Annotated in this window: 30 protein-coding genes; 25 read left to right on the forward strand and 5 right to left on the reverse strand. The window is 67.5% G+C overall.

What is annotated here, in order from left to right; all coding sequences use genetic code 11:
• The first annotated feature begins 223 nt into the window (after positions 1-223).
• The 15 genes from ACSZL9_RS07035 (at position 224) to ACSZL9_RS07105 (ending at position 13,552) form a co-directional block, all read left to right on the forward strand.
• Positions 224-1,456 (forward strand): sensor histidine kinase, encoded by a 1,233-nt coding sequence (locus ACSZL9_RS07035; protein WP_446664751.1) that lies wholly within the window; start codon positions 224-226, stop codon positions 1,454-1,456.
• Positions 1,444-2,088, forward strand: a complete 645-nt coding sequence (locus ACSZL9_RS07040) for a response regulator transcription factor (RefSeq protein WP_446664752.1) — start codon at positions 1,444-1,446, stop codon at positions 2,086-2,088. Before ACSZL9_RS07035 ends, ACSZL9_RS07040 begins: the two co-directional genes overlap by 13 nt.
• A 187-nt stretch (positions 2,089-2,275) precedes the next feature.
• Positions 2,276-2,584 (forward strand): 4a-hydroxytetrahydrobiopterin dehydratase, encoded by a 309-nt coding sequence (locus ACSZL9_RS07045; protein ID WP_446664753.1) that lies wholly within the window; start codon positions 2,276-2,278, stop codon positions 2,582-2,584.
• Positions 2,581-3,297, forward strand: coding sequence for a VIT1/CCC1 transporter family protein (locus ACSZL9_RS07050; protein ID WP_446664754.1), 717 nt, complete (start codon positions 2,581-2,583; stop codon positions 3,295-3,297). The genes ACSZL9_RS07045 and ACSZL9_RS07050 overlap by 4 nt, the downstream gene beginning before the upstream one ends.
• 88 nt (positions 3,298-3,385) lie before the next feature.
• Positions 3,386-3,874: a glutathione peroxidase gene (locus ACSZL9_RS07055; protein ID WP_446664755.1), complete on the forward strand. Its 489-nt coding sequence runs from the start codon at positions 3,386-3,388 to the stop codon at positions 3,872-3,874.
• Complete coding sequence (locus ACSZL9_RS07060) at positions 3,874-4,386, forward strand: GNAT family N-acetyltransferase (protein WP_446664756.1); 513 nt, start codon at positions 3,874-3,876, stop codon at positions 4,384-4,386. The genes ACSZL9_RS07055 and ACSZL9_RS07060 overlap by 1 nt, the downstream gene beginning before the upstream one ends.
• Before the next feature lie 70 nt (positions 4,387-4,456).
• On the forward strand, positions 4,457-6,016 hold the full coding sequence (locus ACSZL9_RS07065) for a molybdopterin-dependent oxidoreductase (protein ID WP_446664757.1): 1,560 nt from the start codon (positions 4,457-4,459) through the stop codon (positions 6,014-6,016).
• A gap of 88 nt (positions 6,017-6,104) precedes the next feature.
• Positions 6,105-6,758, forward strand: coding sequence for a fasciclin domain-containing protein (locus tag ACSZL9_RS07070; RefSeq protein ID WP_446664758.1), 654 nt, complete (start codon positions 6,105-6,107; stop codon positions 6,756-6,758).
• A 23-nt stretch (positions 6,759-6,781) separates the two neighbouring features.
• Entirely contained in the window at positions 6,782-7,387 is a 606-nt protein-coding gene (gene sigK / locus ACSZL9_RS07075; protein ID WP_446664759.1) for an ECF RNA polymerase sigma factor SigK, read from the forward strand.
• Positions 7,384-8,097, forward strand: a complete 714-nt coding sequence (locus ACSZL9_RS07080) for an anti-sigma factor (protein ID WP_446664760.1) — start codon at positions 7,384-7,386, stop codon at positions 8,095-8,097. Before sigK ends, ACSZL9_RS07080 begins: the two co-directional genes overlap by 4 nt.
• Before the next feature lie 66 nt (positions 8,098-8,163).
• Positions 8,164-9,423, forward strand: coding sequence for an NAD(P)/FAD-dependent oxidoreductase (locus tag ACSZL9_RS07085; protein WP_446664761.1), 1,260 nt, complete (start codon positions 8,164-8,166; stop codon positions 9,421-9,423).
• Positions 9,420-10,145, forward strand: a complete 726-nt coding sequence (locus ACSZL9_RS07090; protein WP_446664762.1) for a DUF1365 domain-containing protein — start codon at positions 9,420-9,422, stop codon at positions 10,143-10,145. Before ACSZL9_RS07085 ends, ACSZL9_RS07090 begins: the two co-directional genes overlap by 4 nt.
• Positions 10,142-11,461 (forward strand): class I SAM-dependent methyltransferase, encoded by a 1,320-nt coding sequence (locus ACSZL9_RS07095; protein WP_446664763.1) that lies wholly within the window; start codon positions 10,142-10,144, stop codon positions 11,459-11,461. The genes ACSZL9_RS07090 and ACSZL9_RS07095 overlap by 4 nt, the downstream gene beginning before the upstream one ends.
• The gene (locus ACSZL9_RS07100) at positions 11,458-12,780 is read left to right on the forward strand and encodes a class I SAM-dependent methyltransferase (RefSeq protein ID WP_446664764.1); all 1,323 of its coding nucleotides are present in this window, start codon (positions 11,458-11,460) and stop codon (positions 12,778-12,780) included. Before ACSZL9_RS07095 ends, ACSZL9_RS07100 begins: the two co-directional genes overlap by 4 nt.
• Complete coding sequence (locus ACSZL9_RS07105; protein ID WP_446664765.1) at positions 12,773-13,552, forward strand: DUF1295 domain-containing protein; 780 nt, start codon at positions 12,773-12,775, stop codon at positions 13,550-13,552. Before ACSZL9_RS07100 ends, ACSZL9_RS07105 begins: the two co-directional genes overlap by 8 nt.
• Positions 13,553-13,576: 24 nt before the next feature.
• On the opposite strand, the gene ACSZL9_RS07110 is transcribed toward ACSZL9_RS07105, so the two are convergent.
• A complete protein-coding gene (locus tag ACSZL9_RS07110; protein WP_446664766.1) occupies positions 13,577-14,455 on the reverse strand; it encodes an oxidoreductase in 879 nt (292 codons plus the stop codon).
• Between the two features lie 119 nt (positions 14,456-14,574).
• On the opposite strand from ACSZL9_RS07110, the gene ACSZL9_RS07115 reads away from it, so the two are divergent.
• The 5 genes from ACSZL9_RS07115 (at position 14,575) to ACSZL9_RS07135 (ending at position 17,607) form a co-directional block, all read left to right on the forward strand.
• On the forward strand, positions 14,575-15,501 hold the full coding sequence (locus tag ACSZL9_RS07115) for a ribokinase (RefSeq protein ID WP_446664767.1): 927 nt from the start codon (positions 14,575-14,577) through the stop codon (positions 15,499-15,501).
• 67 nt (positions 15,502-15,568) lie between these two features.
• Positions 15,569-16,021 (forward strand): hypothetical protein, encoded by a 453-nt coding sequence (locus ACSZL9_RS07120; RefSeq protein ID WP_446664768.1) that lies wholly within the window; start codon positions 15,569-15,571, stop codon positions 16,019-16,021.
• Positions 16,022-16,096: 75 nt separating this feature from the next.
• A complete protein-coding gene (locus ACSZL9_RS07125; RefSeq protein WP_446664769.1) occupies positions 16,097-16,567 on the forward strand; it encodes a hypothetical protein in 471 nt (156 codons plus the stop codon).
• 19 nt (positions 16,568-16,586) lie between these two features.
• A complete protein-coding gene (locus ACSZL9_RS07130; protein ID WP_446664770.1) occupies positions 16,587-17,102 on the forward strand; it encodes a hemerythrin domain-containing protein in 516 nt (171 codons plus the stop codon).
• 10 nt (positions 17,103-17,112) lie between these two features.
• Positions 17,113-17,607: an NUDIX hydrolase gene (locus ACSZL9_RS07135; RefSeq protein ID WP_446664771.1), complete on the forward strand. Its 495-nt coding sequence runs from the start codon at positions 17,113-17,115 to the stop codon at positions 17,605-17,607.
• 3 nt (positions 17,608-17,610) lie between these two features.
• On the opposite strand, the gene ACSZL9_RS07140 is transcribed toward ACSZL9_RS07135, so the two are convergent.
• A complete protein-coding gene (locus ACSZL9_RS07140; RefSeq protein WP_446664772.1) occupies positions 17,611-18,168 on the reverse strand; it encodes a GNAT family N-acetyltransferase in 558 nt (185 codons plus the stop codon).
• A gap of 46 nt (positions 18,169-18,214) precedes the next feature.
• On the opposite strand from ACSZL9_RS07140, the gene ACSZL9_RS07145 reads away from it, so the two are divergent.
• From ACSZL9_RS07145 to ACSZL9_RS07165, 5 genes are read left to right on the forward strand one after another with little or no spacing between them, the layout of a single operon-like run.
• Positions 18,215-18,859, forward strand: coding sequence for a dihydrofolate reductase family protein (locus ACSZL9_RS07145; protein WP_446664773.1), 645 nt, complete (start codon positions 18,215-18,217; stop codon positions 18,857-18,859).
• A 57-nt stretch (positions 18,860-18,916) separates the two neighbouring features.
• Entirely contained in the window at positions 18,917-19,921 is a 1,005-nt protein-coding gene (locus tag ACSZL9_RS07150) for a hypothetical protein (RefSeq protein WP_446664774.1), read from the forward strand.
• Positions 19,918-20,628 (forward strand): hypothetical protein, encoded by a 711-nt coding sequence (locus tag ACSZL9_RS07155; RefSeq protein WP_446664775.1) that lies wholly within the window; start codon positions 19,918-19,920, stop codon positions 20,626-20,628. The genes ACSZL9_RS07150 and ACSZL9_RS07155 overlap by 4 nt, the downstream gene beginning before the upstream one ends.
• A gap of 25 nt (positions 20,629-20,653) precedes the next feature.
• Positions 20,654-21,109, forward strand: coding sequence for a MaoC/PaaZ C-terminal domain-containing protein (locus tag ACSZL9_RS07160; protein WP_446664776.1), 456 nt, complete (start codon positions 20,654-20,656; stop codon positions 21,107-21,109).
• A gap of 39 nt (positions 21,110-21,148) precedes the next feature.
• Positions 21,149-21,757, forward strand: a complete 609-nt coding sequence (locus tag ACSZL9_RS07165; RefSeq protein WP_446664777.1) for a sugar O-acetyltransferase — start codon at positions 21,149-21,151, stop codon at positions 21,755-21,757.
• Here ACSZL9_RS07165 and ACSZL9_RS07170 read toward each other — a convergent pair.
• The 3 genes from ACSZL9_RS07170 to ACSZL9_RS07180 form a co-directional block, all read right to left on the reverse strand.
• Positions 21,723-22,436, reverse strand: a complete 714-nt coding sequence (locus ACSZL9_RS07170; RefSeq protein ID WP_446664778.1) for an alpha/beta fold hydrolase — start codon at positions 22,434-22,436, stop codon at positions 21,723-21,725. The genes ACSZL9_RS07165 and ACSZL9_RS07170 overlap by 35 nt on opposite strands.
• 45 nt (positions 22,437-22,481) lie before the next feature.
• Positions 22,482-22,991 (reverse strand): GNAT family N-acetyltransferase, encoded by a 510-nt coding sequence (locus ACSZL9_RS07175; protein WP_446664779.1) that lies wholly within the window; start codon positions 22,989-22,991, stop codon positions 22,482-22,484.
• An 84-nt stretch (positions 22,992-23,075) separates the two neighbouring features.
• Complete coding sequence (locus ACSZL9_RS07180) at positions 23,076-23,642, reverse strand: dienelactone hydrolase family protein (RefSeq protein ID WP_446664780.1); 567 nt, start codon at positions 23,640-23,642, stop codon at positions 23,076-23,078.
• Positions 23,643-23,690 lie beyond the last annotated feature (48 nt).

Genomic DNA, 23,690 nt, shown 5'->3' on the forward strand with positions numbered 1-23,690 from the left:
GCTCCAGCGAGCAATTCTGAGTGTTGCACCAACCCTTTTCACGTTGGCGGCCCTCCCTCGGTTGACTGTGGTGGTCGGAGGGTTTCCGACCGTCGTCAACACTCGTCCGATCGCGGGCCGAAGTCAGTGACGGCAGCACCACAGTTGAGGTAGGGCTAGCACCACCATCGGAAGTGGCGATTTCTCACCTGTGTCGTGGGCGCAGACACGTCAGGATAGGTGTGTGCAATCAACCGCGAGCCGCCCGCAGATCATGCTGGCGCACTTCGTCTCCGTCCTGCTGGCCGTGCCCGCGCTGGCGATGATGACCCTGTCGATCGTCGGCGTCGTCTCTGCCCCGCTCGGCATCGGCATCGCCCTGCTGTATGTCGCCGTGCCGGCGACCCGGCTGCTCGCGACAGGACAGCGTGCCCTTGCGCGGGAGATCCTGCACGAGCCCGTCACGCAGGAATATCACCCGACGGACGGGCTCGGAGTCCTTGATCGCATCCAGCACTGGGCGAAGGACCCGGCTCGGTGGCGCGATGTCCTGTGGGAGCTGGCCACGAGCACCATCGGTTTCACCCTGTCGGTGCTGACCATCGCGTTGTTCGCCTACCCGCTGTGGTCGATCGTCTGGTTCGGGCTCTGGAAGGGGCTGCCGGACATCTTCGACACGCCGTACGGCGACAGCATGCAGGTGACGAGCACCGCTGGTGCTATTGCGGTTTCGGCCTCCGGCGCCGTGGTCGGTGCACTGCTGTGGTGGCTCACGGCGAAGCCCATCGCGCGATGGCGGTTCGGTCTGGACCGCTTCCTGCTCGGCGCCTCGCGCAGTGCAGTGCTGGCCCGACGTGTCGAGGAGGTCACCACGTCCCGCGCTCAAGGGGCCGACGCAGCAGCGTCCGAGCTGCGACGGGTGGAGCGCGACCTGCACGACGGAGCCCAGGCGCGCCTGGTCGCCCTCGGGATGAATCTCGGGCTCGCCGCCGAACTCATCGAGAACGACCCGGAAGCGGCTCGTCAGCTGTTGCTGGAGGCCAGGGACAACTCGGGTGTCGCTCTGCAGGACATCCGGTCGGTGGTGCGCGGCATCCATCCTCCGGTGTTGGCCGATCGGGGGCTTGCCGACGCCATACGTGCCGTCGCCGTTGACCTGCCGATCGACTTCGAGCTAGATCTGCACCCGCCGCATCTGCCCCCGCCGCTGGAGTCGGCCGTCTACTTCGGCACTGCGGAGTGCCTGGCGAACATCGGCAAGCACTCCGGCGCATCGGCGGGGTGGGTCAACATCCGGGCCTCCGACGATCGCGTCCGGGTCGAGGTCGGCGACAACGGAGTCGGGCGGGCGGACCCGAACGGCAGCGGATTGCAGGGAGTCGCCGGACGCCTGGCCGTCTTCGACGGCACGATGGAGGTGTCGAGCCCGGCGGGCGGGCCGACCATCGTGACCATGGAGGTGCCGTGCGGGCAGTGATCGGCGAGGACCACGCGTTGTTGCGCGACGGGTTGGAGCGCATTCTGGCGGCGCACGACATCGAGGTCGTCGCGACCGCGGACAACGCGCCGAGCCTGGTGCGTGCCCTGCGCGAGCACTCCCCCGACATCGCGATCGTCGACGTGCGTATGCCGCCGACCCTCACCGACGAAGGCTTGCGCGTCGCGATCGACGCCCGCAAGGAGCAGCCCGGACTGCCGGTCCTGGTGCTGTCACAGTATGTCGAGAACCTTTACGCACGAGAGCTTCTCGAGGACGGCGACGGTGGCGTCGGCTACCTGCTCAAGGACCGTGTCTCCGACGTCGGAGCCTTCATCGAGGCGGTCCGGCAGGTCGCCGGCGGCGGCACCGTCCTCGACCCGACCGTGGTCCGGCAGCTGATCGCGCGGCGGCCGCAGGGCAGCAAGACCGAGCGGCTCACTGACCGCGAGCGTGAGGTGTTGGGCCTGATGGCCGAGGGTCGCTCCAATGCGGCGATCGCCGGCGCGCTGTTCGTGACGGAGAAGGCGATCAGCAAGCACACGAACGCGATCTTCACGAAGTTGGACCTGCCGGTCTCCGGCGACGACAACCGCCGGGTCCTGGCAGTCCTCGCCTATCTCAAGGACTGATCCCCCATCCGCCAGTGACGGCTTCCTCACCGAGTGACGGCGTCATACCGCCGTCACTCGGCGGGGGGACCGTCGCTCGGCATCGGACGGGGATTGGGTGGGCATCGAGTGGGCATTGGACGGGCATCCGACCGGCATCCAACGGAGCATGCTTGCAGGAAGTCGCGCGGTGGTGGACAGTCACCGTATGAGCAGGCTTTTGACCGAGGAAGAGATCACCCGGCAACTGGGCGCGCTGGCGGGATGGACGCTCGACGGCGACACGATCCGGGCGACATACAAGGCACCCTCCTTCGCGGAGGGGATCGAGTTCGTGCGGCAGGTCGCGGCTGACGCGGACGACATGAACCATCACCCTGACATCGAGATCTCCTACACCACGATCCGATGGGCGCTGTCCACGCACAGCGAGGGCGGCCTCACCCAGCTCGACATCGAGCTGGCACACCGGATCACCGAGACCGCCGCTCAGGTCGGTGCTCAGGCCGAAGCGTGACCAGATCGGTAGAGCCGCACGAAGGTGAGCTGCAGGACGAGTCGCTGAGCAGCCGCCTCAACTGGTTGCGTGCGGGAGTCCTCGGCGCCAACGACGGCATCGTCAGCGTCGCCGGCATCGTCGCGGGAGTGGCAGGCGCCACCACCGACCGCCACAACATCGCGATCGCAGGCGTTGCGGGCCTCGTGGCAGGCGCACTGTCAATGGCCGCAGGCGAATACGTCTCCGTCAGCACCCAACGCGACAGCGAGCGGGCGATGCTGCACAAGGAGAAGCAGGAGCTGCGTGAGCTGCCGGAGGAGGAGCTGGAGGAGCTGACCCAGATCTATCAGGCCAAGGGGCTCAGCAGGCAGCTCGCCGGCCAGGTCGCGAGCGAGCTCACCGAGCACAACGCTCTCGAGGCGCACGCCGAGGCGGAGCTCGGTATCGACCCCGATGAGTTGACCAACCCGTGGCACGCCGCCGGCGCATCGCTGGTGGCATTCACTGTTGGCGCGCTCATCCCGCTGATCGCGATCCTGTTGCCGGGCCCCGACTGGCGGGTCCCGGTCTGTTTCGTCGCCGTGGCACTTGCTCTGGTCCTCACGGGTGCGACGAGTGCACGTCTCGGCGAGGCGCCGGCCCGACCGGCGGTGTTGCGCAACGTGATCGGCGGACTGCTCGCCATGGCCATCACGTATGGCGTGGGAAGTCTCGTCGGCACAGCCATTTAGCGCGGGGCGCAACGACACCCTCTGCTCCCTCCACCGATCTGCCGCACTGCCGTGAACTGCTGCCCCGGCGTCGGCATACATTGAGCGTATGACGATCCTCGAGCAGTCCATCGCCCGCCTCGACGGCACCGACACGACCCTCGCCGACCTCACCGGCGGCAAGCCCGCACTGCTCGTCAACGTGGCGAGCAAGTGCGGGATGACACCGCAGTACACCGCTCTGGAGGAGCTCCAGAAGTCCTACGAATCCAAGGGATTCACCGTCATCGGCTTCCCCTGCAACCAGTTCGCGGGACAGGAGCCGGGCAGTGCCGAGGAGATCCAGGAGTTCTGCAGCGCGACGTATGGCGTGACATTCCCGCTGACCGAGAAGATCGAGGTCAACGGCGAAGGGCGGCACCCGATCTACACCGAGCTCGCCCGGTCCGCCGACCAGGAGGGCAGGGACGGCGACATCCAGTGGAACTTCGAGAAGTTCGTGATCAGTTCCGACGGCACCGTGGTGCAGCGCTTCAGCCCGCAGGTCGCCCCGGACGACGACCGTGTCGTGCGGGCGATCGAATCCGCCCTGGGCTGATGCCGGAGGTCACCCTGCGACCGCTCGGCGAGTCCGACATCGCGGCCCACAACTCGGCCGAGGACGCCGAGATCGTCCGCTGGCTGACCGGTGAGCGGGGCACGACCGAGGCGACGCGTCGGCACTTCGAGCAGCTGGCTGCGAATCTGGCTGCCGGAGAAGGAAAACGCGGCTTCGGCGTGTGCCTGGACGATCGGTTGGCAGGGTACGTCGACTGCGACCCGGACATTTCTGACGGTCTCGAACAGCGCGACGTCAACATTTCCTATACGACGCACGCGTGGGCGCGCGGCCAAGGCGTCGCGACGCGGGCAGTTGCGCTGATGTGCGACTACATCCGGGAACACCGGATCGGCGATCGCGCTGCCCTGCGCATCGAGCCCGAGAACGTCGCGTCCCGCAGAGTCGCCGAGCGCGCAGGTTTCCGTTACGTGCGCGAGTTCGTGTCCGCGACCGACACGAACTCGGACGGATCTCCGACAATGATGTGTCTCTACCTGCTCGATCTCTGACACCCGCTCCCTGACGACCGACCTCTGACGCCCGACCCATCCGCCACGATGGCCGCAACGAACCACGTGCATGACGGATGCGCTCTTCGCACGGGTCCGGGCCGCACTGGCTGGATTGATCTCGGTCGCGGTCGGGCTCGCCGCCGGCCAACTGGTCGCGGCGCTGCGCGACCCGGCCACCTCTCCGGTGCTTGCAGTCGGCTCCGCGGTCATCGATCGCACGCCGACACCGTTGAAGGACTGGGCTATTCGCCAGTTCGGCACCCACGACAAGCTCGTGCTGCTGTCCTCGGTCCTTGCAGGGGTGCTCGTCATCGCGATCGTGTCCGGGATGATCGCCCGTCGGTATGTCGCGATCGGTGTCGCCATACAGCTCGCAATGATGGCCGTGGCGGGTTACGCCGTCCTGGACAGGCCGTTCGCCCGTGTCTCGGATCTCCGACCGACACTCGTCGCCGGCATGGTGTCCCTGCTGGTGCTGTCCGCGCTGCTCTGGCTGGACCACCAGCCGACACTGCGCAGGCTGATCGCTCGGACACCGGTCGAGCGCCACAACACGAGCGGTGCCAGTCGACGCGCGTTCGTCATCGGGACCGGGCTCGGCACGACGGCGGCCGTGGTCGGCTTCCTCGGCTCCAAGCAGTTGACCGACTCCCGATCCGGCGTGAACGTGCGCATCCCCGCACCTGCCGAGCGCGCCCCGGCGTTGCCGCGCGGCCTGGATGCGTCGATCCGTGGTGTGACCCCACTGCGCACACCGAACGCAAAGTTCTACCGGGTCGACACGGAGCTGTCCGTCCCGACGCTCGATGCCTCCCGCTGGTCGCTGCAGATCGACGGTGAGGTCGAAAGCCCCTACGAAATAAGCTATTCAGAGCTGTTGCGACGCCCGCTCGTCGAGCGCAACATCACCATCACCTGTGTGAGCAATCCCGTCGGCGGCGGGTATGCCGGCGGCGCGACGTGGCGCGGGGTGCTCACCCGCGACCTGCTGAAGGCTGCCCGGGTCAAGGATCCGGATCGACCCGACCTGCAGGTCCTCAGCACATCGTTCAACGGCTTCACCATCAGCACTCCGCTGGGCGCCCTCACGGACGGGCGCGGCGCCATGCTCGCGGTCGCGATGAACGGGCAGCCGCTCCCCCGCACCCATGGTTTCCCAGCACGACTCGTGACACCCGGCCTCTACGGGATGCTCGGCTGCACCAAATGGGTCACTCGGCTGACGGTGACGACCTACGCGGACAGGAAGGCGTACTGGACCGAGCGCGGTTGGACGACCCGCGGGGAGATCAAACCCACTGCCCGCATTGATGTTCCACAGTCGTTCGCCTCCGTGAAATCGGGGCGCGTCATGGTCGGCGGCACCGCGTGGGCACAGCGTCGCGGCGTGGTGCGGGTCCAGGTCAGCATCGACGACGGCCGGTGGCAGGACGCGACCATGGGACCGGAGGTCAACGTCGACTACTGGCGTCAGTGGTATTTCGCGTGGGACACCTCGAAGAAGGGCACCCATAGCGTGCGTGCACGGGTCGTCTACGGCTATGACCGGGTGCAGACCGCGAAGCGCGCCGGCGTTTTCCCCAGCGGGTCCAGCGGCATCGAGGAGAGAACCTTCGTCGTCCACTGATTTGCCAGCTGGAGGACCCATCCGTTCGGCCTTCAGCTCCGAATCGCCAGTGTCCTCAGGCACATACAGTCATAGGAGTTGAGTCCTCATGAAGTCACGAATCGCTCTCTCACTGGGCACCACAGCACTGCTGGCCGCCTCGCTCACCGCGTGTGGCTCGTCCGGGTCCGGTGGCTCGAGTGGCAGCGGCGCAGCCGGCAGTCCGATGGCGAGCTCGTCGGCGATGAAATCGAGCGGCGGAGGCTCGAGCATGGGCGACGCCGCGAACGCCGCGAAACCGTTCGGCCCCGCGTGCTCGACCGTTCCGAAGAGCGGCAAGGGCTCGTTCGACGGTATGGCGCAAGACCCTGTCGCCACAGCCGCATCCCACAACCCCGCGCTCTCCACGCTGACGACGGCGGTCAAGAAGGCGGGTCTGGTCGACACGCTCAACAACGCACCGGCACTGACGGTCTTCGCGCCGGCGAACTCGGCCTTCGCGAAGCTGCCCAAGAAGCAGCTGAACGCGGTCCTCGCCGACAAGAAGCAACTGACCACCCTGCTGACCGGGCACGTGGTGAAGGGCAAGCTGACTCCGAAGCAGCTTGCCGGCAGCCACAAGTCGCTCGCGGGGACCACTATCAAGGTTTCCGGTTCCGGTGAGAAGTTCACGGTGGACGGCAACTCGAAGGTGGTGTGCGGCAACGTGCAGACGGCGAACGCCACGGTCTACATCCTCGACACGGTGTTGATGGGCAAGTAAGTCCGATGGCACGGACCTGAGCCATGTCGATGATCGTTACGGAGGGCTCCCGGGTAAGAATGGGGGACGTGGCCGTCCGCAACATTCCCGCGCTGGCCGACCTGCTGCGGCAGGTCGGCCAGGGCGACGACGCGGCCTTCGCCCAGCTGTATGACGCAACGGCATCCCGGCTCCACGGCCTCGTCCAGCGGATCCTGGTCGATCGTGCGATGAGCGAGGAGGTCACGCAAGAGGTCTTCCTGGAGATCTGGCGGACCAGCCCGCGCTTCGATCCGGCGCGTGGCTCCGCACTCTCCTGGTTGTTCACGATCGCGCACCGCAAGGCGGTGGATCGGGTCCGCTCGAGCGAGGCGGCCCGCAGCCGCGACACGGCATACGTCGCTACACAAGCCGAGCCGGCCTACGACTCGACTGCTGAGCACGTCGACGGCACGCTACGCGCCGAGACCGTGCGGGCCGCGATCGCCAGCCTTTCGGCATTGCAACGCGAAGCAGTCGAACTCGCCTATTTCGAGGGTGTTTCGCATGCCGAGGTGGCACGTCGACTCGACATACCGCTAGGCACGGCGAAGTCGCGGATCCGCGACGGGCTGGCCAGGCTCCGCGCGACACTGGGAGGTGAATCATGAGCGATGAGCACATCGAGCCCATCGACTACGCGATGGACGCGCTGGACGACGTGAGTCGCCGGCGTGCCGATCAGCACCTCTCCGGTTGCGAACAGTGTCGCGCCGAGGTGGCCGAGTGGCAGGAGGCCACTGCCGGGCTCGGCTCCTCGGTCGATCCGGTCGACCCGCCACCCGAGCTACGTGCGAAGGTCCTCGCCGAGGCTGCGCGCTCGCCACAGGAGCACGCACAGGCGAGCGCCACCACACACCGCGGTCCCTCGGCTGCCCGGCGCACGCGTCACCCCGGCCGATGGCTCGCGGCAGCGGCTGCGGCGATCGTCGTGATCGGCGGCGGCATCACCGTTGCGAGCAAGCCTTGGCAGAGCGAGCCGACCCCGGTATCGGCGGTCGCGAAGGTCACCGATGCACCCGACGCGCAACACGCGAGCAAGCCGGTCAACGGCGGCTCGCTCGAGATGATCTTCTCCACCGCCCAGGAGAAGGCGGTTGCGACGCTGCGTGGCGTAGACCCGGCGTCCGACGGCAAGGTCTACCAGGCGTGGCTCATCACCCCGAAGGGAATGGTGAACGCCGGCTTGCTGCAACCAGGGAAGCCGACTGTCCTCAACGGCAGCATCAATCACGCGAAGGGCGCCGCGGTCACCGTCGAGCCGGCCGGAGGCTCGAAGCAGCCGACCACCAAACCGATCGTGCAGATATTCATGAGCTGATCGACCAATCCGGTCGCCGTATGGCGACGAACCCCCGGCGACAGGTGAATCGTCGAGGGAGCTGTGGTGGATCATTTCGCGGTCGTGGGCAGTGGCGTCTCCGGACTCGTCGCCGCTCACGTGCTCGCCCGGTCAGCGCGGGTGACGGTCTTCGAGGCGGACGGCCGTCCCGGCGGTCATGCGCACACGCATGACGTCGCGTTGCCGGACGGCAGCACGACCCGGGTGGACAGCGGTTTCATCGTGCACAACGACCGGACCTACCCGACCCTGTGCCGGTTGTTCGACGAGCTCGCCATACCCACGCGTCCGACCGACATGAGCATGTCGGTCTTCTCCGAACGCACCGGCTGGCAATATGCCGGCGGCAAAGGCATCGGCGGAGTGCTCGCCGACACCCGCACCGTGGCACGACCCGCGTTCCTGCGCATGCTGTGGGAAGTGCGTCGATTCCATTCCACTGCAACCGATTTCCTCAACGACTCGGCTGACCACACGCTGACCTCCATCGGCGACTGGCTGGCCGATCGCGGCTTCTCGGCGACCTTCCTGGAGCACTTCGCCAGGCCGCTGGTCGCTGCTGTCTGGTCCTGCGCGCCTGACGATGCCATGTCATATCCCGCACGTAGCTTGCTCACCTTCCTGGACCACCACGGAATGCTGTCCGTCTCCGGCTCGCCCGCCTGGCGCACCGTGGTCGGTGGATCTCGGACGTATGTCGACAAGCTGCTCGACAACCCGCAGATCGAGATCTGTTGTGGCACACCGGTCCGTGCTGTTGTCTCCCGGCAGCACGGCGTGACCGTGCAGACGGACCACAGTGAGCAGGACTTCGCGGGAGTCGTGGTCGCCACGCACCCATCCGCAGCCCTGACGATGCTGAAATCCCCGACAGCTGCACAGGCCAGCGTGCTCGGTGCGATGCCCTACAGCGTCAATCCGGCTCAGTTGCACACGGATTCGTCGGTGTTGCCGCAATCGCTCCGTGCACGCGCATCGTGGAACTACCGGCTGCCCATCGAACGACATGACAGCGTGCTGGTCTCCTACGACCTGACCCGCCTGATGCGGCTACCGGCCGCCGCCGGCCACCGATTCATCGTGACCCTCGGAGGCGACGACCGGGTCGACCCGGCCTCGGTCATCGCCGACATGACCTATGAGCACCCGCTCTACTCGGCAGGATTCCTGCGCGCGCAGGCCCGCCTCCCCGAGATCGACGAGAGCCGCATCGTGTTCGCCGGCGCCTACCACGGGTGGGGTTTCCACGAGGACGGCGCGCTATCCGGTAAGCGTGCCGCTGAAGCGCTAGGGGGCCACTGGTGACCCCGACGGCATACTTGGCGACAGTGCGGCACGTGCGAACAACACCGTTGCAGCACGACTTCACCTACCGCACTGTGACTTGGGCGATCCCACTCGATGGCCGGGACCCGAATAGCGGAATCCCTTGGTGGCAACGGACATTCATCCGATTTCGCGCTTCCGATCATCTTGGTGACTCCGGCGACTGGCGCGACAACATCGTCGCGTTCGCCGCGACCCACGACCTCGACGCGTCCTCCTGGCACATCGTCGCGCTGAGCGGCGCCGCCACCGCCGGTTATGCGTTCGACCCACTCACGCTCTATTGGTGCACCGATCCCACGGGCGATCCGGTCGCCGTCATCGCCGAGGTTCGCAACACCTATGGGCAGCGACATGCCTACCTCCTCCGCCCGGACAGCAAAGGGGTCGCACGCGCCGAGAAGCGTTTCTACGTCTCGCCGTTCAACGATGTGAGCGGGAGCTACACGATGTCGGTTCCACCACCGGACCGATCCGGCTTCGACGTACGAGTCACGCTCCACCGACCCGGCGAACGACCCTTCGTCGCCACCTGGCGCGGCATTCGACCGCGGTCCCTCAGCGACCGGGTGCGACTCGCACTGCACCTGCCGCTCGCGGCACAGGTCGTCACTGTCCGGATTCGGCTGCAGGGCATCCGGCTCTGGGCACGGCGGCTGCCGATCCACCCCCGACCCGATCACTCCGAGGAGCTGACATGACAGTTCTCCGCACAGCCCCCAGAACCGCGCCTGCCACGCGCCGACCGCTGCGTCCCCGGCGTCCGGGACAGGACGCCCCCACCCCTACGGTGGACCCCGCCCGCTGGCCGGATGTCGCGAGGACCCCACGTGGCTGGCGAGCCGCGGTCTCCGGCGCTGTCGCCACCCGCATCTTTCGGTATGCCGTCTCCCGCCTGCAGATCCGGGTGCTGCTCCCCGACGGCCGGACACTCGGCGCCGACCAGCGGACCAGCGCACCGACGATGACCATTCACGACCCGGCCACGATGATGCGACGGATCGGCACAACGGGAATGATCGGATTCGGCGAGTCCTACCTCGCAGGAGAGTGGGACAGTGACCAACTCGCCCTGTTGATCGAGCAGTTCGCCCGCGGCGTCGAGACGCTGGTGCCGCGCCCGCTGCGCGCACTCCGTGCTCTGGTGCTGCAACGCCAGCCGTCCGGCGACCGGCCCGACCGCACGCACTCCCGCAGCAACGTCGAGCGGCACTACGACTTGTCCAACGAACTCTTCGCCTCGTTCCTCGACGAGACCATGTCCTACTCGAGCGCGTTGTTCGGCCCCGGCGACGATCTGGTCCACGCACAACGCCGCAAGATGGACCGCTTACTCGACGAAGCAGGAGTCACCAGTGGCACCGCGTTGCTCGAAATCGGTTCCGGATGGGGCGGATCCGCCTTGCGTGCAGCGCGCCGCGGAGCCGCCGTGCACAGCATCACGCTCTCCGGGCAGCAGCAGGAGTGGGCCGACGCGATGCTCAGGACGGCGGGCGTCTCGACCACTGCGCGCGTCGAGCTACAGGACTACCGGGATGTGCAGGGCAGGTATGACGCTGTCGTGTCGGTAGAGATGATCGAGGCGGTCGGCCTCGACTTCCTGGACACCTACTTCGCGACGATCGCGGCGGCACTCCGGCCCGGCGGCAGCGCCGCCATACAAGCCATCGTGATTCCGCATCACCGCGCCCTGACGACCCAGCACACGTACACCTGGATCCACAAGTACATCTTCCCGGGAGGCGCGCTCCCGTCCGTGCGGCTCATCACCGAGTCCGCGGCACGGGCAGGACTTCGGGTCACGGGCGACCTCGTCCTGGGCGACTCCTACGTGCGGACACTCGACACGTGGGCGAACACGTTCGCCGAGAATTCCTCGCGCGTGGACGAACTCGGCTTCGACGAGACCTTCCGCCGGATGTGGGACTTCTACCTGCGCTACTCCGAAGGCGGCTTCCGCGCCGGCTACCTCGACGTGCACCAGTTCACCCTCGTCAAGGACGGGAGTGCGGCATGAGCTCAGTGCAGATGACAGGTGTTGCCGACGCCATCCAGGACGCGCTGCGGCCCGTGCTGCGGGGTCGGCTGCCGGTGCGACTGAGCGCTTGGGACGGCAGCGTCGCCGGGGACCCACAGGCACCGCGGGTGCGACTGCGGGGGCCTCAAGCGCTACGTCGATTGCTCTGGCATCCGGGCGAACTCGGCGCCGCGCAGGCGTATGTCGCGGGCGAGCTGGAGCTGGCCGCGCCTATTGGGGAGGTGCTGCAACACGTTCGTCGCATCGGCGCCGAACGCGGCCTGGCCGACCCCGGGCCCCGCATGCGCGACGTGATGTCCGCGCTGCGCGGTGTGGTCACCATCGACGGGGTCGTCGGTCGCCGGCCGGCCGACCCGGCGGCACAACTGAAGGTCACCGGCAGGCTGCACTCCCGCATGCGCGACCGGGACGTCATACACGGTCACTACGACGTCGACAGCGACTTCTACGCGCTGATCCTCGACGCGCACATGGCCTACTCCTGCGCGTACGTCACCGACGGAGACCTGGCCGGGTTCGAGACGGCCGACTACACACTCGAGGACGCCCAACGGGACAAGCTCGACCTGGTGTGCCGCAAGGCAGGCCTGGACCAGCGCCCCGGGATGCAGCTGCTCGACGTCGGTTGCGGCTGGGGCTCGCTGAGTCTGCATGCGGCCGAGCACTTCGGCGCCGTGGTCACCGGTGTCACGATCTCGACGGAGCAGAAGGCCTTCATCGACAAGCAGATCCATGCTCGCGGGCTGCAGGACCGCGTCGACGTCCAGCTGCGCGACTATCGCGACGTGACCGGCAGGTATGACGCCGTCGCATCGTTGGAGATGGGTGAACACGCCGGTGACAAGGGCTATCCCGACTACGCCCGCGTGCTGCACGACGCGGCCACGGATGACGCCCGCATCGTGGTTCAGCAGATGAGTCGTCGTGGCAAGCACCCGGGCGGTGGTCCGTTCATCGAAGCGTTCATCGCCCCGGACATGACCATGCGCCCGGTCGGCGACACGATCGAACTCCTGGAGCAGTCGGACCTGGAGGTGCGGGACGTCCATGCTCTCCGGGAGCACTACGCGTGGACGGTCCGGTCCTGGCAACAACGCTTCGACCGGCACCGCCGCGAGATCGAGCGGCTCGTGCCGCCGGAGACCGTGCGGGTCTGGGAGCTCTACCTGGCCGGTGGCCTCCTCGCCTTCGAGGAGGGCCGGATGGGCGTCGACCAGATCGTCGCTGTCCGGCGCCGGCAGGGTCCGACCGGGCTGCCGGGCGTTCGGCCTGCGACGTGGAGCGACCCGCGTGGCTGACTTCGTCCGGATGAGCCTCGCCAGTGCCGTGCTGCTCGTGCTCATCCAGTGCGGCGCTGCCGGGTGGTCCGCCCGGGTCGGCCGCTGGGCTGTCGCGGACGTCGTGTGGGGTCCGGGTATGGCAGCAGTGGCGCTGCTCGGGTTGCTGGCGGGTCCGGGCGGCATCGTGCGCCGCGTCGTGCTGACCGTGATCGTCTGTGCCTGGGGCGCTCGCTTGGGCTCCCACGTATGGCGCAGGATGCGCGGCCACGACCGGGACGACCCGCGCTACGTCCGGATGGCCGAAGGCCGATCCCGGACGACCATGATGCTGAGCGTCTTCGGCATACAGGGCCTGACGCAGTGGGTCGTCACGCTGCCTGTTCAGGTGGCCGCGGTGTCCTCGGATCCCGACGGATCCCGCTGGTGGATCGCGGTTCTCGGCGTTGTGACGGCCTGTTCCGGCACCGTGGTGGAAGCAGTTGCCGATCACCAGCTCGAGCAGTACAAGAGGCAGGATCCGCGTCCGCGGATCATGGATCGCGGACTCTGGGGCTGGTCGCGGCACCCGAACTACTTCGGTGACGCGTGTGTCTGGGTCGGGATCTTCCTGGTCGCTGCCACCGGCTGGCCCGGGGTGCTGACCGTGGTGTCACCGATCGCCATGGTGGGGCTGCTCGTCTGGGGCAGCGGTGTCCGGCTGGCCGAGCGCGCGATGGACGGGCGACCCGGCATCGCTGAGTACCGGGAGAGGACAAGCGTCTTCGTGCCCTGGCCACCGCGCACTCGGTGACGACGCGCACTACTCGGACGCGACTCACTCCGACGCTAGCGGTCCCTCCAGCTCGGCAACCTCCGTGTCGGACAACACGATCCGTCCGGCGGCGGTGTTCTCCTCCAGGTGGGCGATCGACGAGGTCCCTGGGATGAGGAGCACCGTCTCCGACTCGCGCAACAGCCACGCCAGACCGATCTGGGACGGAGTCGCACCGAGCTTCTCGGCCAGCGAACGCACCCGGGGATCGTCGGGAACCTTCGGCATGTCCGGGAAGGCCGAACCCAGCGGGAAGAACGGCACGTAGGCCACCTCGCGCTCGGCGCACAACCGCAACGTCGCCTCGTCGTCGCGGTGCAGCAGGTTGTAGGCATTCTGGACACAGACCGCACCCGCGTCGATGGCCGAACGCGCCTGCGTCTGAGACACATTGCTGACACCGAACGTCTCCAGGAGCCCCTCGGACACGATGTCCTGCATCGCGGCGAGCTGATCCTCCAGGGGGTAGTGGTTCTCCGCGCCGATCTCCTCCTCGGGCATGACCCGCAGGTTGATGACCGGCATCCGGTCGACGCCCAGCGTCTGCAGGTTCTCGACGACCTGTTCCCGCAGGCCGTCCGGCTGCTGCGCCGGCAGCCAGCCGCCTTCGGCGTCGCGGCGTGCCCCGATCTTGGACACCAGCACGAGGTCGTCGGCATACGGATGAAGGGCTTCACGGATCAGCTCGTTGGAGACCTTCGGTCCGTAGAACTGTGCTGTGTCAATGTGATTCACCCCGAGCTCGACCGCGCGACGCAGCACCGCGATCGCCTCGTCGTGGTCGCGCGGCGGTCCCATGACGCCGGGGCCGGGCAACTGCATCGCGCCGAATCCGATCCGGTGGACGTCGTGCCCAGCAAGGGAGAAAGTGTCGTGTGTCATGCCCCTAGCTCAACACACTTTCCCATTGCAAGGCGTAGTGAAGGCAGCCGTGTGGTTGGCGAGCGACGTCATACGCTGAGCAGTGCTCTGGCCCATCCCCGCAAGGAGCAGGCACCGTCATGACCGCATGCGTAGTCGTCGTCGGGTCGATCAATGTCGACCGCACGATCGTGCTCGATCGATTTCCGCAACCAGGTGAGACGCTGCTCGCGACATCGCTGACCGAATCGGTCGGGGGCAAAGGCGCGAATCAAGCTGTTGCTGCTGCGAGGTCGGGCGCATCCGTAGTGATGGCCGGTGTTCTCGGCACGGATCCAGAAGGGGACACGGCACTGAGGGCTCTGCAGGACGCCGGAGTCGACTGCGGCCCGATCCACCGGTTCGACGACGAACCCACCGGCAGCGCGTGGATCACCGTCGCGTCGGGTGACAACACCATCCTGGTCGTGCCGGGCGCGAATCACCGGTGGACCGACCTCGATCTGCCGGTGCGCGACGACGACATTCTGCTCTGCCAGCTCGAGATCCCGTTGCAGATCGTGGAGTTGGCAGCCTCCGGGCCGGGAAGATTCGTGCTGAATGCCGCTCCGGGCAGACCGCTGCCGAACGAACTTCTCCGTCGCTGCGAGGTGCTCATCGTCAATGAGCACGAACTCGCCACAGTGTCCGGCACGGAGCTCTCCTGCGACGCAGATCCGGAGGCCGTCGTGAGCGCTTCGCGCATGCTGCTCGATCGCGGTGCACACACGGTGGTGACCACTCTCGGCGGTCGAGGCGCCATCTCGTGCACTACGGAGCGGGCCCTGTATGCCGCCGCTCCGAGCGTTGACGTGGTCGACACGACCGGGGCCGGTGACGCCTTCTGCGGCGTCTACTGCGCAGAACTCGCCGCAGGTGCATGCCGGGCACGCGCGCTGCGCTCGGCTGTGACCGCCGGTTCCTTGGCGGTGCGCAGCCCGACCGCGCAGGGCTCGTACGCCGAGCTGACCGGCCTTGACACGTCCCTCGCCGAAACTCCCGAAGTGAGAACTCTTTTCGGCTCGTGACAGGGCCCGCCGAGCGGGTGTCGCCGGTGCGTCATACGGTGGGAATCCGCCAGCCGAGGAGACTGCGATGTCCTGCGTGACCTTCCTGACCGCCGCACAACGCGCAGCGCTGCGCGAGGTGCCCGACGAGCCGATGACGCCCGAGGAGATCCGCGCGGCACACCCGAGCCCGCCGGTCACCGAGGGCACTCTGCGCCGCATCCGCGGCCTCGCCCACAGCAACGACCCCGCGATCCGGCAGAGCGCAGCACTCAACCAGCGGTGTCCGGCAGACGTGCTTGAGCTGCTCGCGCGCGACACCGACCCGACCGTGCGGCAGTGTGTCGCACGGCAACCCCGCACCCCAGCGTCGCTGCTGCACGAGCTCGCGCAGGACCCCGTGGCCGGCGTGCGCTGCTGGGTCGCTGCCAATCCTGCGGTCCCGGCCGCAGTCCTGCGCGCCCTCGCGAACGACCCCGACGCCACCGTCCGCGACGTGGTCCAGTGGGCGCGCAACTGGGACGCACAGCCGCAGCACTGAGCGCCTGACTGGCCGACAGTTTCACCACCCGGGCCGGGTGCCCGACCTTTTTTACAACCGTCTATTGTGACAAACATGTCGAGCTTCGGTCACGGTGTGTTGATCACCGTCCTCGTTCTCAGCACGAGCGTCTGGATCGGTGGGTACGTCGCGATCGCCGTTGTCGCGCGGACCGCGACCACCACTCTGGATCCTGCCCAGCGCGTCAGGTTCTTCCGCTCACTGGGCCGGGCCTACCTGCGCGTCGGGACCCCCGCCCTCGCGGTCGCGCTGATCAGCGGCGCCCTGGCCGCCCGACACCACTCGTGGGACGCGGTGTTGATCATCAGCACGATCGTCGCGGTGCTGCTCGTCGCGCTGCTGGCTGCTGCCGTGCAACAGGCACGACACATGACGCGCCTGCGGCACGACGCGGTCACGGCCGGCCGCGACGCGGCAACCGACCCGGCGATCCGCTCCGGCCACCGGACGGCAGGCATGATGCGGGCCGCGCTCGGTGCGCTCAGCCTGGTCCTGCTCGTGCTCGGCTGTTTCATGGCCGCCTGACAATCACAAGGAGAGTCCGATGCCCGAAGAGATGTCCGAAGATTCGACACCCATGGGTGAGCTGGCGACGGCGCTGACTCGCGAACACCGCGAAATCGACTCGGGCATCGAGGAGTTCGTTGCCGGGACGGAGCGCGGCGAGGTCCGCGCCCAGCCGCTACTCGGCGCGATGACCGCGCTGCGACGACACATCTACCTCGAGGAGACGTTCCTCTTCCCACCGCTGCGAGCGGCCGGGCTGATGATGCCGGTCATGGTCATGCTGCGCGAGCACGGTGCGCTCTGGGATGCGATGGGTGTCATCGAGTCCGAGCTCACCGGGGCTGACGACACGGCCGACAACACCGCGCTGCTGGACCGGTGTCGCGAGTTGCTCGCGCTGCTCGATCAGCACAACACCAAGGAAGAGCCGATCATCTACCCGCGGGCGGATCTGGACCTCGACGAGGCGACGCACGACGACCTGGCCGATTTCCTGCACGCCGGTGAGACCCCCGAAGGATGGGTCTGCCAGAACGCCACCGTCCCTTCCTAGAATCGAGGGCATGTCGACTCCGCCGTATGTCGCCGCGCTGCGCGAGAAGATCGGCACCGACCTGCTCTGGATGCCGGGGGCATCGGCATACATCTTGCGCGAGGGCGAGCACGGCACGCAGGTGCTCCTCGTGCGCCGGGCCGACAACGCCCGCTGGACTCCGGTGACCGGCATCTGCGATCCGGGCGAGGAGCCGGACGTCACCGCAGCGCGGGAGTCGCAGGAGGAGGCCTGCGTCGAGATCGCGGTCGAGCGCCTGCTGGCTGTCACTGCCCTCCGGCCGATCGCCTACGACAACGGTGACCGCTGCCAATATCTCGATCACGCCTTCCGCTGCCGGTGGGTTGCCGGCGAAGCGCGTGTCGGTGACGAGGAGTCCAACGATGTGCGGTGGTTCGACGTCGACGACCTCCCCGAGCTGCTCCCCCGCTTTGTCAAGCAGCTCGCGATGGCGCTCGGCGACGGCGGCCCGGTGTTGTTCGGTGCGGCGCAGCGGGAGCGCTGACGTTCAGCGCTCGGTCGCCAGTTCCTTTTCCAGCAGGGTGAATTCGAGGTCGTCCCGCTGCGGTGTGCCGAAACGCTCGTCGCCATACGGGAAGGGCGAGCGGATGCCGGTGTCCCGGTAGCCGCGCCGTTCGTAGAACGCGATGAGGTCCGCGCGCTGCCGGATCACGGTCATCTCCATCCGGGTGCTGCTCCACTGTTGCGCGGCATACGCCTCGGCATACGCGATCAGCTGCTTGCCGATGCCGCTGCCCTGAGCACTCGGGGACACCGCGAAGAGTCCGAAATAGGCTCTGTCTGCACGCTTCTCGAGCTGACAGCACGCGACGATGTGGTCGGCGGGGTGGCCGGCTCCGACAGCCACCACCAGCACGGAATTCGGTGCGTCGAGGATCTCGCTCACCAGACCCTCGTCGGTGCGACGACCGTGCAGCAGATCGGCCTCGGTCGTCCAGCCAGCGCGACTGGTGTCACCTCGGTATGCCGACTCGACCAACGTGACGATCGCCGGCACGTCGGCCGCGATCGCCTCTCGGAAAGTGAGTTCGCGCGGTTGTCCCATGAGGCTCCTAGGCTCTCAGATGTTCTGCACCTCGATGGAAGGCACCATGAGCCGCACCCGCGTGCACAATATGTTCGTCTCACTCGACGGCTTCGCCGCTGCCGAGCACGTCACGTTCGATCAGCCGATCGGCGATGCCCAGCGTCTGTTCGGGCGATTCGACGGTCGCGGCATCCACGGGATCGAGGGCGTCGATGCACCGATCACCGTCGACCTGGCGCTCACCTCACTCTGGGCGCAGGGCATCGGGGCCGAGATCATGGGCCGTCGCAAGTTCGGCCCGCAGACCGGCGACTGGCCGGACGACGGTTGGCAAGGGTGGTGGGAGGACGAACCACCCTTTCTGACACCGGTGTTCGTGCTGACGCATCATCCCCGGGACACGATCCGGTTCGACAACGGCACCAGCTTCCACTTCGTCGACGGATCACCGGCGGAGGTGCTGCAGCTGGCTCAGGACGCGGCACCGGGCAAGGACATCCGCATCGGCGGCGGCCCGTCCACCGTGCGGCAGTTCTTCGAAGCTGACCTGATCGACTTCCTCCACCTCGCCATCGTGCCGATCACCCTCGGCCGCGGCACCAGCCTCTTCGGCGAGTTGGAGGGTGTCGAGGACCGCTTCGACATCGAGCAGATCAGTTCGCCCAGCGGCCTGACCCACCAGCTCTGGAACAGGAAGCCGCGTCACTGAGCCCGGCCGCTGACAGGCACGCCCTGCAATCCGGGACATAGGCGTTACGGTGCTGGGATGACCGATGCCAAGTCCGCCGACACCGGGGCGGCCGCGGTCCTCAGCGGCGCCGCGGCCGAGCAGGTCCGCACCCGGGTGAAGCTGTTGATCGACATAACGTCCAGGGCCGGCGAGTTCCGCGAGGGGCTCACCCTCGCCGGGGACCGCCTCACCCCCGCCGAGGCCACGATCATCGCCGACCTCGAACGCCACGGGCTCGACGTGCCACAACTGTGCGAGGTGTTGTGGGGCGGGCACGTGCTCGTCGACGACCCCGCTCTCTACGAGCGCTGGAACTTCCCCAAGACGCATCAACGCCTGTCCAGTCATCACCCCAAGGTCGACAAGAAGCAATTCCCCGATCTCGGGCTGAAGGGGCCGCTGGTGCGCGAAAAGCTGCACGGGCGAACGAAAACCGGCACCTGGGTGCAGTTGGAGAAGACACCTGCCGCCATGGGTCCGGGGCTGCACCTGCCCACGATGAATGACATCCGGCACCTGTGGGATTACGTCGTCTATCGCTTCACCAAGAGCAACGTCGGCCCGTGGGGGCTGTCGAAGCAGACCGAACGCCATCCGGTCTACCTCTCGCCTGCGCTGTCGGCTCGAGTCCCCGTGTCGCCCAAGGCGGAGGAACGACTCACCGACACGTTGGAGCGGGTCGAAGACCTGGATGACACGACATCGGCGTCTCCCGACCTGGCGCGACGCTTCCCGCCCCCGGACCGCCGAAACACCTTGGCCGAGCTCGTTTTCAACCCCCGGTCACGCAACGGGCGCGGACTCTTCGGAGCCTCTGAGGTGTATGTCGAGGCGTCCCCGGCTGAGTCGGCACTCGCGGTGCTGGCCGACGCGTCGCAGTTCACGCCGTCCTGGTCGCTGCCGGATGCCGGCGTGACCCGCCCGACGGTGCTCCGCGGCGGCGACCGGGAGTTGCGCACCGTGACACGACGCCTGCCGGCCGACAGCCGTCCCGGCACATCCGACAAGCACACCGACCAGAAGAACGAGGAGACGACATGAGCAGCCAGGCGAACCGGGTCGGCATACCGGAGCACTCGCTGGAAGCCCTGGTCGAACTCGTCGACACCGGCCCCGTGCCGCTGGGCGGCTACACCCTCGCCGAGATCTACGCCGTCGGCGGCATCGCGCATCTGCTGGAGCAGGAGCCCGACCCCGCCCTGGTGGCGGAGGCGGTGCGTTCCCTGGTGGCGCGCAACCTGATCACCACCGAGGCCGGCTCGGACGAGTTGGAGATCCGCGGCGACCTCGGCCTCGCGACGGCATTGCAGCATCGGGCGCGCACCGTGATCGATGCTCGCGTCACGGGATCCGAGCCCGATCACCCGTGGCGGTTCATCCTGATGCCGCAGCCCGACGGCGTCACTCTCGAGGTGCTGATCGACGCGCTCGGCATTCACTTCTACTCGTTGCGCAAGACCGACGACACCTACGACCGGCTCTGGGAGCGGCTGCCGTCCGGCGACCGTGGCGCCGAGGATGCCGACGCGGATGCGGTCCTGGAGGCAAGCCCGCAGAAGGCACTGGTGAGTGTGAGCACGTGGAACGACGCCGGCGACCGCGACACCAGCGACGTCGTTCTCGCACAGGACGGCGACACATGTCACGTCTTCGTCCGCTCCGAGCAGGACCCCGCCAAGCTGGTCGCCGCGGGCATGGACAACGACGAGTGGCGCGACTTGGTCAAGCGAAGCGCAGGCACGCAGTGAGAGCGCTGCTCTCGTGACAGGACGTATGCCGCCTGCCGACTGGTTCTTCGAGGACTTCGCGGTCGGCCAGGAGTTCCGCACCCAGCGACGCACCATCACCGAGGCGGACATCGCTTCCTTCGCCGGCTGGAGTTGGGACACCAACCCCGTGCACACCGACGCAGTGCACAGCGCCGGTGGCCGTTTCGGCGAGCCGATCGCGCACGGCGTGCTCGGCCTGTCCGTCGCGATGCGATTGGTCTCCCGGCTGGGTGTTTTCGAGGCATGCTCGATCGCGCTGCTCGGCATCGACGGATGGCGATTCGAGCGACCGATCATGGCCGGTGACACGGTCCGCTGCACACTCGTCATCACCGGTGTGCGCGCCACCAGCAGCGGCACGGCCGGCATCCTCGACCGGGAGCTCACCCTCACCAATCAGGACGACGACGTCGTGCAGCGCGGCAGCATCGGCCTGATGGTCGCCCGTCGCCCGAGCTAGTCCACGGAGCACTCGCGCAGGATCGTTACCCTCGACGGCATGCAGGACCACTTCGCGGGCGACACCCGGACCAACCGCGAGCGGATGCTGGCCGGTGACCTCTACATTGCCGACGATCCGGAGAACGCGCGGTTGGCGCAGCGTGGCATGGAGTTGGCCGACGCCTACTACCGAGCCGTGGTGGCCGACGACCCGCAGGCACGCTCGCTGCTGGAGCAACTCGTGGGTCACCTCGGCGCGGAAGCGTACGTGAAGCCGCCGCTGTTCGTGGACTACGGCGAGAACATCTCGATCGGCGCGCGCACCTTCGCCAACTACAACCTCACCGCACTCGACGTCGCCGCCATCACCATCGGCGAGGACTGCCAGATCGGCCCGAACGTCCAACTGCTCACCCCGACCCACCCGATCGACCCGCAGCCTCGGCGCGACAAGCTGGAGGCAGCGCAGCCGATCACCATCGGCGACAACGTCTGGCTCAGTGGCGGAGTCATCGTCTGCCCGGGCGTCACCATTGGCGACAACAGCGTGATCGGCGCCGGCACGGTCGTCACCAAGGACATCCCGGCCGACGTCGTGGCGGTCGGCAACCCGGCTCGCGTCATACGCACGATCAGCGGTATGACGTCGCGACAGCATCCTCGATGATCCGGGACACGTCGTCGGGGCGTGCCAGGAACGACGAGTGGCCAGAAGGGATTTCAGCGACCGAGTCGGCGCGCTGACTGAGCTGGCGCTGCACGCTCACCGCAGTCGCGCGATCGTCGGTCGTCACGACATACGTCGACGGAATGCCTTGCCACCCAATGGATTCGGGTGACTGACCGAGCACTGCAGGGTTCATCCCGCGCAGGTGGTCGACGGCGGCACCCACGTCCGGGCAGTCGTGGAAAAGCACGTCCGGCGCGCGATCCGGCTTCATCACCATCGTGCGCTCGTCGACCATCTCCAGATCCGTCTCCGGGTGGATGTTCGGCTCGCTGGCCGGCGGCTCGAAGCCGCCCAGACTCTCGCCGACATCGGCCATGTATGCCGACAGGTAGACCAGCCGACGCACAGCGGGGTGCCCCGCTGAAGCGTCGGTCGCCGGGATCCCGCCATACGAGTGCGCGACCAGCACCACGTCCGTATGCCGATCGAGCACGGCGCGGATCGCAGCCGAATCGTCATACAGGTCACCGCGATCCGGCCCACAGCTGGGCAGGTCGACCAGGTCGACCGCACGCCCTCCCGCAGTGAGTCGGCCCACCACCTCGTGCCAGTGCCACGGTTGGTGCCATGCCCCGTGCACCAACACGACCGTCGGTGCGCTCCCCTGCTCGGTCATCGTGAATCACTCCCGGAGGTACGTTCCTCGCACCGGCATTCGCCGTCAAGCGAATTCGGGAGCATCACTTCCGTAGATGACGACAGGCCCGCCGTGCACCTCGGCGGTCCGCTCGAGGCGGAGCCCGATCTTCTCGGCGACCCGTTGCGACGGGACATTGGCAGCTTTGATGATCGCCACCAGGTGCGTGCTGCCGATCGGCCCGAACGCCAGAGCGGCGCACGCACGGGCGGCTTCCGTCGCGTAGCCGTGACCCTGCAGATCAGTCACTGTGTGGTAACCGACCTCGAGGATCTGCTCCCCCTCGACGAGCTGCCAGGTCAGCCCGCAATCGCCGACGAACCGGCCGTCGTGGGTCTCGACGATCCAGAGGCCGAAGCCGTGGTCCGCGTAGTTGTGCTGATTCCACCGGATCCAGGCGAGTGCCTCATCACGCGTCTTCGACCGTGGATAGAACCGCATCACCTCGGGGTCTCCGAGCAGGGCGGACATCGCGTCGAGGTCGTCCTCCGCCATCTCGCGGAACCGGAGGCGTGCCGTGGCTTTCGGCATCATCTGGTCAGCCTACGTTCGCGATACCGTTCCGCCCCAGTTGTTTTCACGCGGACCAGCGTATGACGCAATGCCGCCTCTGCGAGCTCAGAGCGCAGCGAGGAAGGACTTCGTGCGCTCCAGGAGCAGCTCCGCGGCCTGCTCGGCATACGACGCCAGCGAGGAGTCGGCGAAGAGATGCTTGGTGCCGGAGTAGAGGAACAGCTCGGCGGTCGGCTCCGCGTCTGCCAGCTCTCGAGCGAATGGCAGGTCCTCCTCGAAGAACTCGTCGTCGACCCCACCGTGGATCTGCGCGGGCAATCCGTCGGGCCAGGAGCCGAACTCCGAAGCCGGCATGCACGCGTCGAAGAGGAGCGCTCCAACCGCGCCCGGGCGAGTCTGCGCGAGCTGCTGCGCCGACGAGACGCCCAACGAAAATCCTGCATAGACAAGGCTTTCCGGCAGCGATGCGGCTGCGGCAGCGGCGCGCTCGCGCACGGTGTCGAAGCCGATCTCGCGTGCGTAGTCGATACCCGGCTCGAGCGTGTCGAAGGTCCGCCCGTCGTAAAGGTCGGGCACGTGCACGGTGTGCCCTGCGGCGCCCAGGGCGTCGGCGAAAGCCCGCATGCCCTGGGTCAGCCCCTGGGCGTGATGGAACAGGATGATCTCGGCCATAAGCAACTCCACATTAATGAACCAATAATTTCGAACGTTCGGTCACGC

The sequence above is a fragment of the Flexivirga sp. B27 genome (assembly GCF_052905685.1).